Annotated in this window: 10 protein-coding genes; 3 read left to right on the top strand and 7 right to left on the bottom strand. The window is 49.1% G+C overall.

Features of this window, described 5'->3' with window-relative positions; translation table 11 throughout:
- The 3 genes from IQ219_RS09585 to IQ219_RS09575 form a co-directional block, all read right to left on the bottom strand.
- Window positions 1–1,315 (bottom strand): serine/threonine-protein kinase (locus IQ219_RS09585; protein WP_194072445.1); only part of this gene is annotated, 1,315 nt, incomplete at its 3' end.
- Between the two features lie 150 nt (window positions 1,316–1,465).
- Complete coding sequence (locus IQ219_RS09580) at window positions 1,466–2,692, bottom strand: ABC transporter ATP-binding protein (RefSeq protein ID WP_190599485.1); 1,227 nt, start codon at window positions 2,690–2,692, stop codon at window positions 1,466–1,468.
- A 77-nt stretch (window positions 2,693–2,769) separates the two neighbouring features.
- Window positions 2,770–3,693: a TIGR01777 family oxidoreductase gene (locus IQ219_RS09575; protein WP_194072444.1), complete on the bottom strand. Its 924-nt coding sequence runs from the start codon at window positions 3,691–3,693 to the stop codon at window positions 2,770–2,772.
- A gap of 174 nt (window positions 3,694–3,867) precedes the next feature.
- Between IQ219_RS09575 and IQ219_RS09570 the strand changes: the two genes are divergently transcribed.
- Together IQ219_RS09570 and pcrA are read left to right on the top strand one after the other, a co-directional pair.
- Window positions 3,868–4,389 (top strand): bifunctional nuclease family protein, encoded by a 522-nt coding sequence (locus tag IQ219_RS09570; protein ID WP_194072443.1) that lies wholly within the window; start codon window positions 3,868–3,870, stop codon window positions 4,387–4,389.
- Between the two features lie 141 nt (window positions 4,390–4,530).
- Entirely contained in the window at window positions 4,531–6,912 is a 2,382-nt protein-coding gene (pcrA, locus tag IQ219_RS09565) for a DNA helicase PcrA (RefSeq protein ID WP_368667596.1), read from the top strand.
- A gap of 43 nt (window positions 6,913–6,955) precedes the next feature.
- On the opposite strand, the gene IQ219_RS20090 is transcribed toward pcrA, so the two are convergent.
- From IQ219_RS20090 to IQ219_RS09545, 4 genes are all read right to left on the bottom strand, one after another.
- Window positions 6,956–7,888, bottom strand: a complete 933-nt coding sequence (locus tag IQ219_RS20090; protein ID WP_228016878.1) for a hypothetical protein — start codon at window positions 7,886–7,888, stop codon at window positions 6,956–6,958.
- A 311-nt stretch (window positions 7,889–8,199) separates the two neighbouring features.
- Complete coding sequence (locus tag IQ219_RS09555; protein WP_194072441.1) at window positions 8,200–9,153, bottom strand: PRC-barrel domain-containing protein; 954 nt, start codon at window positions 9,151–9,153, stop codon at window positions 8,200–8,202.
- 221 nt (window positions 9,154–9,374) lie between these two features.
- Complete coding sequence (ureE, locus tag IQ219_RS09550; RefSeq protein ID WP_194072440.1) at window positions 9,375–9,803, bottom strand: urease accessory protein UreE; 429 nt, start codon at window positions 9,801–9,803, stop codon at window positions 9,375–9,377.
- 151 nt (window positions 9,804–9,954) lie between these two features.
- The gene (locus IQ219_RS09545) at window positions 9,955–10,431 is read right to left on the bottom strand and encodes a DUF4168 domain-containing protein (RefSeq protein ID WP_190596193.1); all 477 of its coding nucleotides are present in this window, start codon (window positions 10,429–10,431) and stop codon (window positions 9,955–9,957) included.
- 147 nt (window positions 10,432–10,578) lie between these two features.
- On the opposite strand from IQ219_RS09545, the gene rsmH reads away from it, so the two are divergent.
- On the top strand, window positions 10,579–11,490 hold the full coding sequence (gene rsmH / locus IQ219_RS09540) for a 16S rRNA (cytosine(1402)-N(4))-methyltransferase RsmH (protein ID WP_194072439.1): 912 nt from the start codon (window positions 10,579–10,581) through the stop codon (window positions 11,488–11,490).
- Window positions 11,491–11,656 lie beyond the last annotated feature (166 nt).

Raw genomic sequence — 11,656 nt, 5'->3', positions numbered from 1 at the left:
CGGCTAATAAAGCCAAAATGGTTAGGGTATTGAGGCTCAACATTTCTGTTACTTCTAACCAGCGCTTAAATTGGGCAAAAATTATCCCCGCCACCACCATGCCCAAAATACCTAAACTAATATTGGTTTGGGGAAAGAGGGTGACAGCAATAATGCCCCAAAAAACTACGATGGAACCGGTTAAAGCCCCTTGGAACAGAACTTTGATAACCGGCAAATTTTGCACCGCTTGGCTAATTTTACCCGGGGTTTTGGGGGGGGCTGGAGTTGGAGCAGAACTTGCTGGGGTTGGTTGAATTTGGGTATTGGCACCTTGGGGAGTGGATGCTACGGCCCCCGGTGGAGATTTACCCTGATTGCCCTTACCGCCGTTGAGAACTGCCAAGACCTCCTCGGCACTGGCGTAACGGTCCTTGGGAGTGGGTAAAAGCAAACGATCAATCACATCGGCCAAAGGTTGACTAACCTGCAAACCAGGCGATCGCCAATTCCATTGGTTATGGTAAGCGTCATACAAATCCTGGGCCGTTTTGCCCGTTAATAGATAAAGACAAGTTACAGCCAAAGCATATAAATCCGTGGCGGGATAAACCTGGTTGCCAGCCATCTGTTCCGGCGGCGCAAAACCCATGGAGTAGATCCCCGTGGAACTTTCATTGCTTGCCCCCACCCCGGCGGTTGCCTGCTTCACTGCCCCAAAATCCAACAGGTACAATTTGCCCTCTTGGTCCCGCATTAAATTAGATGGCTTAATATCCCGGTGGATCGCTCCGGTGCCGTGGACGAAACTAAGAATTTTGAGCATTTCCGTCAGCACCCACAGCACTTCTGCTTCCGACATGGGACCGTGTTTTTCAACGGTTTTTTCCAAATCCTGACCGTTAATAAATTCCTGCACCAAATAAAAAAATTGATCCTGTTTCCCAGTGCGGGGATCGTCCACCAACAGAGGAAAATAGGCAAACAAATCGGGAATCTGATCATGGCGATTGCCCAACTTTTCCAACACCACCGCTTCCCGTTCAAACAGGGATAAAGCTAAATCCAATTGCTCTTGATTTAAATTCCCCGACGGTTGAAATTGCTTAACCACGCAAAAACGCATGGTGGGGGTAAACCGGTCCAGGGCAAGATAGGCGGCCCCAAAACCACCCTGTCCTAAAAGTTTCACCGGCAAATATCTACCGGCTAAAATCAGCGGCATCCGACAACTGGTGCAAAACCTTTGTTGCACTGTTTGCAAGGTGTTGCGATTATCCAGGTCAGGAAAAGAATTTAAACGGGCACAACCGGGGCGGGTGCAGAGCAGATCCATTGGCTGGTAAGGGTCTGATAGGTTTGGGCGGACTCAGCCCCAGTTTATCTTGTTTTTTTATTAACCTCGGCTGAATGGTGGGAAAATTGGCTTTGGCTGATAGTCCGTTTTGTTTCCTTTTCAAGTCCACTTTCAGAATCGTTAATCTTCCTAGCGTTGATTGATCGCCTGTTCAGTTTTCGCGTCAAACAGATGAATTTTTTCAGGGTTGATCGCCAACCAGAGTTGTTCCCCCACCTGGAGCAGATGATCAGGGGCAATGCGAGCCTGTAGGGTTAGCTCCGGTTCCGTCACTAAATGGGCATAGATAAAAGTATCGTTACCGAGGGCTTCCACCAAATTTACTTTCACAGGGAAAGCGTCGGATCCTTCGGCACTAAGAACAAAACTTTCTGGCCTTACTCCCAAAATTAGGGAACGACCCACGTAGGGAGCCACTAGTTCGTGCCATTTTGCCGGCAGATTGAGGGCAAAGGCGGGATGTTGCAGCACTGTAGCCGATGCCACTTTGAGGGTAAAAAAGTTCATGGGAGGAGAACCGATAAATTCCCCCACAAAACGGTTGGCGGGCTGATTGTACAAAGTTAAAGGAGGCGCAATCTGTTGGATTACCCCTTGGTTGAGCACCGCTATCCGATCGCCCATGGTCATAGCTTCGGTTTGGTCGTGGGTGACGTAAATGGTGGTGATGCCCAGTTGCCGCTGAATTTGCACAATCTGACTGCGGGTTTCCGCTCGCAATTTGGCATCCAGGTTGGACAGGGGTTCATCCATCAAAAAGACCTGAGGATTCCTGGCGATCGCCCGACCGAGGGCCACTCTTTGCTTTTGCCCACCGGATAATTGTTTGGGCAGACGGTCTAGCAAATGATCAATTTGCAATTGTTGGGCCACTTGGTTGACCCGTTGAGCCAGCACCTTTTCCTGGGCTGACAGATAATGCAAAGACTTGGGCAACGGCTTGGTAATGCCCCGTAAGCTGTCCCCTACCCAGCGGGGTAATTTATCCTCGGTCTGACTATTTTCCCGATCAGGCATGCGCCGCAAACCAAAGGCAATGTTGTCGTAAACGCTCAGATGGGGATAGAGGGCATAGCTTTGGAACACCATGGCAATGTCCCTGGCCTTGGGGGGTAAATCATTGACCCGGCGATCGCCAATGTAAATTTGGCCCCCTGTCACAGTTTCTAAGCCCGCAATTAACCGCAGGAGAGTACTTTTGCCACAACCGGAGGGGCCCACCAGGACCATAAATTCCCCATCGGCAATTTCTAGGTTAATGGCCTTGAGCACATTTACCGGAGCCCCTTCCTTAGCCTGATTTTTGCCTTGGGGAGGGAAACTTTTGTAGAGGTTTTCGACAATTACCTGGGCCACAGCGGAAACCGAAATCAATGGGCATCAGAGCATCCTAGCACCTTAATTAGGCTTATCCCTGGTGATAGATATGGATATTAACTTGCCAAAATTTGCCGCAGACTGGTTTCTAGGTCTGGCGCTTGGAATTGAAAATCTGTTTTGGCGATCGCCTCTGGTAAAACCTGTTGCCCTTCCAGCACCAACTTGGCCGCTTCTCCTAGGAGTAATTCCAAAGCAATATCCGGCACCGGCAACCAGGAAGGACGGGCTAACACTTTCCCCAGGGTATGGCAAAATTCCTTCATCTTGACCGGATTGGGCGCTGTGGCATTAAAGGTGCCCCGCAGTGATGGGTCAGTTAAGGCCTTGTCAATCAGAGCAACCAAATCCCGGCGATCAATCCAGGAAAACCATTGTTCTCCACTGCCCAGAGGTCCCCCTGCAAATAATTTAAACGGTGGCAACATTTTGCCCAACGCACCGCCATCGGCCCCCAGCACAATACCAATGCGCAAGATCACCAACCTAACCCCCAAGGACTCTACTGGGTGGGCGGCATTTTCCCACGCCTGACAAACTTCGGCCAGAAAATCATCCCCCGCTGGACTCCTTTCCGTAAAAGTCTCTGTTTCGCTAGTGCCGTAGTAGCCAATGGCTGACCCAGAAATCATTACCTGGGGCCTCCGTTCTGCTTTGGCAATCGCCTCCACCAACTTTTCCGTACCTAGTTTCCGACTATCAAAAATTGCGGTTTTGTAAGCTTCCGTCCACCGTTCCGAAATGGGTTCCCCCGCCAGATTAATCACCGCATCCTGGCCATTGACCTGTTCCTGCCAGGGACCACTCTCCGTTGCTTCATAGGCGATCGCCTTTAACTGGGGGAAACTGCTGGGGGGAAATAACCGTTGGGCCTTGGGCACACTACGCACCAACAAAGTTAGCTCATGGCTCTGTTGATGTAGCAGGGGCACCAAAGAACGCCCCACAAAGCCCGTCACCCCAGTCAAAATAATTTTCATTAATGTACGCCTTCCACCACCAGCAGTAATGTGCCATTGCCAATCTTCCCCATCTTAGGAGGAACTGCCCACGCTGAACAACCTACTGTCAATGCCATTGCCCAGGCGGGAGAGGGAGTGGGTTAAAATAAAATCCTGCATTGTGCTGTCAATGTTCCCCAGAGGATCTACCCAATGATTGAGATGAGAGTAGCTGGCATTGCCCTCGATGCGGTAAGTCGCAGTCCCATCGTATTGCTCAAGGATGGATCTGAACGGCGGGCATTACCTATTTACATTAGCCAAGACCAGGCCCGTTCGATTATCGGAGCCTTAGAAAATCAAAAACCTAGTCGTCCCCTCACCCATGACCTGATGGTTAATCTCCTCACTACCTGGGATGTGGACCTCAAAAAAATTATCATTCATTCCCTGCAGGACAACACTTTTTACGCCGTGCTCTGCTGTGTGCAGGGGGATCAAATCAGGGAAATTGACTGCCGCCCCAGTGATGCCATTTCCCTTGCTCTGCGGATGGATAGTCCCATCTGGGTGATGGAAGAAGTATTGGCTGATGCTTCCATTCCAGTGGATCGGGATGCGGACGAAGAGGAAAGACAAGCTTTTCGCGATTTTCTCGACAATGTTAGCCCGGAAGCCTTGATTAAACAGGCTCGCCTCAGTTCCGATAGCTTTGAAGCGGAATCCGATAGCTAGGGGCGATGTTAGTTCAGATTGGCAGATTGTGGCGTAGACCTATCAACAACAGGCAGTGGAAATAGAAAAGGACGACAGCCAAAAAATAATTTCCCTTGGTTGATTGCTAAACTTAATTGTTGATTGAACCTTGAGCTTAGTGTGCCCATGACTGTTGTCCCCGACTACCTTGCCCATCTTAATCCCTCCCAAAGACGGGCGGTGGAGCATTTTTGTGGTCCCCTCCTAGTAGTGGCCGGGGCCGGCTCGGGGAAAACCAGAGCACTAACCTACCGCATTGCCCACCTCATTCGTCAACATCGTATCAATCCGGAAAATATTTTGGCGGTCACCTTCACCAATAAAGCCGCCAAGGAAATGAAGGAACGGTTGGAAAAGATCTTTGCCCAAACCTGGGCCCAGCAGGAATTTAATCAACGCTGGGAATTGCTGGGGGAATATGAACAAAAACAGTTGCTTTCCAGGGTGTACAAAACAGTTACGAAACCCCTCTGGATTGGCACTTTCCACAGTCTATGTTCTCGTATTCTCCGCTACGACATTGATAAATATCAGGACACCAGTGGACGCCGTTGGACAAAACAATTTTCCATCTTTGATGAAAGTGACGTGCAAAGTTTGTTTAAAACCATTGTCACTAAAGATATGGATTTGGACGAAAAACAGTTCAATCCTAAGAGCATCCGCTACCAGGTCAGTAATGCTAAAAACCTCGGGCAATCACCGGAAATTTATCTACGGGAAAATCGCAGCTATAAAGGCAGAGTGATTGCGGAAGTTTACCAGGCTTACCAAAACCAATTGGCCGCTAATAATGCCCTAGATTTTGATGATTTAATTCTCATTCCCACCCGTTTATTTCAACAAAATGAATCAGTTTTGGGCTACTGGCACCGCAAGTTTAATCATATTTTGGTGGACGAATACCAAGACACTAATCGCATTCAGTATGATTTAATTCGCTTACTAAGTACTAATGGGGAAGAACGACGGTCGGAGTGGGATTGGCGGGGACGCTCCACTTTTGTGGTGGGGGATGCGGACCAATCTATTTACAGTTTCCGCATGGCAGACTTTACCATTCTGCTCAATTTTCAAGATGATTTTGGCGATCGCCTGGTGGATGGGGAAACGGAAACCATGGTCAAACTAGAGGAAAATTACCGTTCCCGGGAAAATATTCTCCAAGCAGCTAACCATTTAATTGAACACAATAGCCAACGCATTGATAAGGTGTTAAAAGCTACCCGGAGCGGTGGGGATGATATTATCCTTTACCAAGCCGATGATGAAAGGGATGAATCCCGTTTTGTAATTAATAAAATTCTGAGCTTAAGGAAAAATAATCCCGAACTAAACTTTGGTAGTTTTGCCATTTTGTATCGCACCAATGCCCAATCCCGGGCCTTTGAAGAACAGCTATTAAATAATAATATTCGCTACAACATTGTTGGTGGGTTTCGCTTTTACGATCGCCAGGAAATCAAAGATGCCATTGCCTACCTCCGGATATTGGTTAATCCGGCCGATACGGTAAGCTTGTTGAGGATTATCAATACTCCCCGACGGGGCATTGGTAAATCCACCATTGAAGGTTTTGTAAACGCGTCCAAGGAATTGGAGATTCCCCTGTGGGAAATTATCACCGATGAAACTTCTGTGAACACCCTAGCCGGGCGATCGGCCAAGAAAACCCTCCAATTTGCCCGCATGCTCCAGGAAATTCAAAGCCAGATTGGTGACCTTACGGCATCGGAAGCCCTTAGTATGGTGCTGGAAAAATCTAATTACGTCGAAGATCTAAGGCAAAAGGGTACGGAAGAAGCGGAGAATCGCCTCGCTAACCTGGGGGAATTGGACAATGCGGTGCGACAGTTTGAAGCAGAAAATGAAGACCCCAGCCTAGTGGAATTTTTGGCTTCGGCATCCCTCACCTCCGACCTCGATGACTTGGAGGAATCCGGGGATGAAGTTTCCCTTATGACCCTCCACTCCGCCAAGGGCCTGGAATTTCCAGTGGTCTTTTTGGTGGGGTTAGAGCAGGGCACTTGTCCCCATGCCCGCAGCTTAAACGATCCTTTGGATCTGGAGGAGGAGCGCCGTTTATGTTACGTGGGCATTACCAGGGCCCAAGAAAATCTCTTTTTGACCCATGCCCGCATGCGCTACGTCTGGGGTTCCCTGGAAACCAAAATACCCTCCCAATTCCTCCAGGAATTACCGCCGGATTTACTGGCCGATGGCTCAACGGGTCGAAAAAATAGTCGCCATGTCCCCGCCGCCGATCCCAAGGGTCCTTCCATTGCCCAAAAACAGGCCCGGAAACCAGCCAGTTCCCAGTCCGCCAAACCGGCCAAAGAACTGATCTGGAACGTTGGCGATCGGGTCATGCATAACAATTTTGGCGAAGGCACCGTAACCCACATTTTGGGCAAGGGCCACAAGGCTAATTTGGCCATTAAGTTTCCCGGCATTGGGGTGAAAATCATCGACCCTAGTTTCGCCCCTCTACGCCGCCCTTAACTCCCAAAATTTTTCCGTTGCCAATACTAAGCCATGCCCCACCTCAAGATTCTTGAGATTCTTGCCTTGAAGGCTTTTCGTCCGAAACTGTAACTTTTTGTTCAAATGCGCACGTTGGTTCTCTTAACAGCAACCATTTCACCCTTGCCAGAAGGTAGCGGAGAGTCCAACAATTGAGATAGGTACTGAGAAAGTGCCATCCTTCCCGATGGACTCGCCTGTGATAAAAAACCAGCGTGTAAGCAAAATCGCGAATTCTTCGTCCCCAGTAGATCCGTTGAATGCCGCCGAGATCAAGGCGAATGCCATGACGACTGTAGTTGGCGTAGTTGAGAGGATTAAGGGGGGTGAGTTGCTGCTGTTGAGCTAGACTCTCATAGGACCGTCCAGGGCGAGTTTTAGGACAATCATCCGGTTCGATCCATTCACACAGCATCCAGGTGAGTCCAGCGGCATGGAACTGCGCTACGTCACGGGTGACATGCTGGGATTGCAAATATATTCCTACTGGTATCTCAGACCAAACGCCATGTTGCCAGACGAAATCCGGCTCGAAAAAGGCTTTAAATGCCCAGGAATGCGTCTTCTCCCTGTATGTTATATCAAGCCTAACTACCTGTCCGATCATTCCACTTCCAGCATGGCTGATGCGAAGTTCCAGAGTACCTTGCAGACTCTGAAGGTGGAGAGTTGTTTTTGGGAAGGGCTGCGGCGATCTCCCTACACTCTGTGCTAAGCGATCAAAAAAGGCAAGAAGCAGTGGTTCTGGCAAATAATCACAGAAAATAGAAGGCAAATGACCGAAATACAAACGCTCATACCCATTTTGCTGGCAAATATTGCAGACGTAGCGGTAGAACTGCCAGGGAGAAAGAAGGGTTGTCCGTGCAAGGATATCGAGCTCGGTAGGGTCACAGGGTGAAATTAAAGGGTTAGAGGCGGAGGATTGAAAACGCTTCCAGAAGGTGAGAGTCAATGTAGTCGTTCGAGCGCAAAGACACTGGGGTTAATATTTAACGTGAGTTCGGGTTAAGCCGATCCTTAGAAGTATTGCTCTGACTGCAATGGAGGTTTTTTCGCCAGCTACACTGGGGAATTTGGGGCTTCAGGACCTCAAAAAAATCACTTGTGAGGATGCAAAAACACAAATCACGAGTCTGATGTCATTCCCGAATGTATTGATCTATAGAGCTTGTAGCCTATTGTCAGTCATCTTTCTTATCCCGAACTCACGTTACTTGCAATACAAATGACCAAATAAAGGTGCAAAACTAGTTAAATCAGAGACTATTCTTCGTAATATTCAGGCATTTTTTCCCGGCGGGTTTCCGGAATATTCACTCGGGGAGGACTGTAGGGGGCAGCGGCCTCATCGTCGTCCCAGACATCGCCAGCCACTTCATCTTCATAGTCATAATCCGGTTCTGAAGCGGAGGAACGAGGAGCCGCCTCTCCCCAGTTGTCCACTTCATAGTCATCTTCGTATTCCGGCTCTGGATAGCGCAGGGGGGCCACTTCCCGACGGGGAGGAGGGGCAGGGCGACTATCTTGCCAATCGTCTTCGTTCCAACGTTCTTCCAATACGGGTTCCGGTTGGCGGACTTGTACCGGTGGCCGCACAGGAATGCCACTGCCCAGTTGGTTTTCGGGACGGGTGGTGGGAGGATAATACAAATCTTCTTCCATGCGCTCCCAGGAGGGTCGGCCAATACCAAGCCGTTCTAGCAAACCTACACTGAGTTGATTTAATCTTTCCTCTGCTCCTTCAAAAACGATCAAACGGTTAGGACCACTACTTACCACCTCATCGATGGATAGCTCGTAAGTGCTGATCAATTGCTCAGGAATTTGGGGCAGACCCAGGGAAGCGATGATAATGGAGGAAACTTTCCCCGTAGCCAGGTCAAACTGAAAATCCCTTACCCGACCCAGAGGTTCCCCCGTTTCGGTCACCACTTCGCTATTGACCAGGGGGGAATAGAGATCAACTTCCACCAGTTCAAAAACGTCATCGTTTTCCACCAAAACCACGTCCCCGGTTTGGACAATGCTGTTCAAATAGAGATATTGGGGCATGCCCGTCAGGGATAAAAAGTTGTCCCGCAGCCCTAGGGCGACAATTTCTCGCTGATCGACATCGACTAGCACTTCTTTGACTACCCCAAGTTTTTTGCCACTACTGCGGGTAATAACTTCGGTGTTAATAAATTCGTTTCTAAGACGGATGTTATCAATTGTCATTTTGGTTTGGCGATCGCCGTGGTCAGAGGGAAAAAACTGGAGCTGGAAGGTTTAGGGGTCGCTTAATCAGGTTACCGAAAGCATGGAAAACAGCAGAAGAAAAAGTCAACGGGATGTTGTTGCCAGTCAGTTTACTTTACTTCATGAAAACATTGTAGCGAATGGCTTGATTTTCTTGGGCAAAATTGCTAAGAGCCCGTGGGCCAAGTGATAAATTTCCTCTAATGATGGTGGAAAGCACCCCGTTCTGGAAAAAATGGTGCGGTTATTTCCTCCACATTGACTCCTAAACCCCGGAGCATATCAGCCAAGACCGGATCCGGGGCCAATCTTAAATAATCTAAGTTCACTTCCAGGGGCACATGGCGATTACCCAAATGATAGGCGGCCTTCAAGAGGGTAAGGCGATCTCCGCTGGTGACATGGAGAAGGGGTTCTGCCGCTGCCAGAATGGCCAGGGTTTCTCCGGTGGGGGAACCGAGGCAATCCCCTGGGTGCAAAAAACTGCCTCGAGGTAACTGGATAAATAGGGCAGGAAAGCCTGGTTTGTCAAAACGATAACGGGTGCGACTCCGTTCCTCGGCGGTGAGGGGGATTTCCCAAGTGGTGGCGTCAGGGACTTTTTCTAGGCGACGATCAAAAATCACCATGGCGGCTTAAAGCAGAATTTACAGGACTGAAGTGAAATCAACGGCAATTTATGGGCAAATTTACGCTTTTTTTTCGACTAGAGCCTAAAATTGACTAGTTGATCACCGATTTTAGCTAATCTAAACAACTAACCAAAGTTTGACCCCGGCATTAACGGCGGAGATTAATAATTGCCCGTTGAATTTGGGCTTTAAGGTTGGCGTTATTCCTGGCCGCTTCGGTGATGCGATTAAATTCCCCCGGTTTGAGGCCACTTTCTTCGGCAATTTGTTTGGAACGATTGCAGAAATTGACGGCGATTGCCTGAGCATTGCGGGGCAACTTACGGATGCTGTCCCGATTAGTGCAGGTAAGTTGGGGCGGAACCCGGCCAATGAGGGTTTGAATTTCCTCGAAGGCCTTTTTGCGTTCCACTTCGATCGCCAACACCGCCTTTGCATAGTGATTAATGCTATCGGGGGAAAATTCTTGGGAATAGGCTGACCAACGAAAGACGAGGGCAGTTGGTTGCCAACTCACCTCCGGCACCATTCCCCCGAACACACCGAGGAAAGCGAGAGTATTGGCAATAAAAAGTCGACTCAGAACACCGTTCAAGCCGCTTAAGGGACGTGAGCTAATAACCATGCGCCTAGTCGCTTTCGGGTGAATAGGATGACAAAATTCTAATGGTTTGCATTTCCTGTTTGAATTACTTTGCCGGGGATAAGTTCCGTGGGGGCTGGTACCCTGGGAGAGCGGGATCTTGCGGGGGCTCAAAGGAAAGCCAAATCCATGGAAGGAATTAATTTAGAAAAGACTGTTACAGAAGGCTTTCACCACATTAGCGTTTTGCCCACGGCCCTGGTGGAAGGATTGGCCCCAAAGCCCGGAGGACATTACCTTGATGCCACCGTGGGAGCTGGGGGCCACAGTGAAAAATTGCTTAAATTGGGCATTCCCCTCTCCCTAACTATGATTGACCGGGACACCCAGGCGATCGCCGCGGCCGTAGAACGTTTGGAACCCCTAGTTACGGATCGAGAGGGCATAACAATTAACACTTGGCACGGAAACTTTGCCGATTTTCCTGGCCACCCCAATCAGTTTGACGGCATCATCGCAGATTTAGGGGTAAGCTCCCCTCAACTTGATCAAGGCGATCGGGGCTTTAGTTTTCGCCACACTGCTCCCTTGGATATGCGAATGGATCAAAGCCAGGAGCTGACCGCCGCTGAAATTATTAACCACTGGTCCGAAAAAGATTTAGCCCGCATTTTTTATGAATACGGCGAAGAACGGCTTTCCCGACGTATTGCTCGGCAGATTGTGGAACAACGTCCCTTCCAAACCACTACCGACTTGGCCGAGGCGATCGCCCGTTGGGTACCGGGGAAATATCGCCATGGCCGCATCCATCCCGCCACCAGAACCTTCCAAGGTTTACGCATTGCAGTGAACGATGAATTGGGCTCCCTCGAAACATTCATCGCTCAGGCCCCCCATTGGTTAAAAACTGGTGGGAGACTGGGTATTATCAGTTTCCACAGCTTGGAAGACCGCATTGTTAAACATCGTTTTCGGGAAACGGAAAATTTACGAGTGCTAACCAAAAAGCCCATTGTTGCTGGGGAAGAAGAGCAGAGGGAAAATCCCCGGGCTCGTTCCGCCAAATTACGTTGGGCCGAAAAAATTAGCTTTTCTTAAGCCAAAGCCTTTAACTGCAACAGCTAAAAATTGTTGAGAATATTATCGAGAAACGTCAAAATGATTTCAGAAATGCTCTTGGCAAAGACATCTCAACCGTTGAGATTGCTCATGTCTTGGCTTTTGATTTGATATTTGGCTGTTATCAAGGGACAAAGATTTGTTT

The sequence above is a fragment of the Synechocystis sp. LEGE 06083 genome, from assembly GCF_015207725.1.
GTDB lineage: Bacteria > Cyanobacteriota > Cyanobacteriia > Cyanobacteriales > Microcystaceae > Synechocystis > Synechocystis salina.
Note: the sequence above shows the minus strand (reverse complement) of the source record. Positions and strands in the feature narration are given on the sequence as shown.

What these genes read in the sequence shown, in the direction of transcription:
- IQ219_RS09570 (WP_194072443.1), top strand. Translation starts at nt 3,868, where the DNA reads ATGATTGAGATGAGAGTAGCTGGCATTGCCCTCGATGCGGTAAGTCGC.
- IQ219_RS09545 (WP_190596193.1), bottom strand. Translation starts at nt 10,431, where the DNA reads ATGGTTATTAGCTCACGTCCCTTAAGCGGCTTGAACGGTGTTCTGAGT.
- rsmH (WP_194072439.1), top strand. Translation starts at nt 10,579, where the DNA reads ATGGAAGGAATTAATTTAGAAAAGACTGTTACAGAAGGCTTTCACCAC.
- IQ219_RS09575 (WP_194072444.1), bottom strand. Translation starts at nt 3,693, where the DNA reads ATGAAAATTATTTTGACTGGGGTGACGGGCTTTGTGGGGCGTTCTTTG.
- IQ219_RS09555 (WP_194072441.1), bottom strand. Translation starts at nt 9,153, where the DNA reads ATGACAATTGATAACATCCGTCTTAGAAACGAATTTATTAACACCGAA.
- ureE (WP_194072440.1), bottom strand. Translation starts at nt 9,803, where the DNA reads ATGGTGATTTTTGATCGTCGCCTAGAAAAAGTCCCTGACGCCACCACT.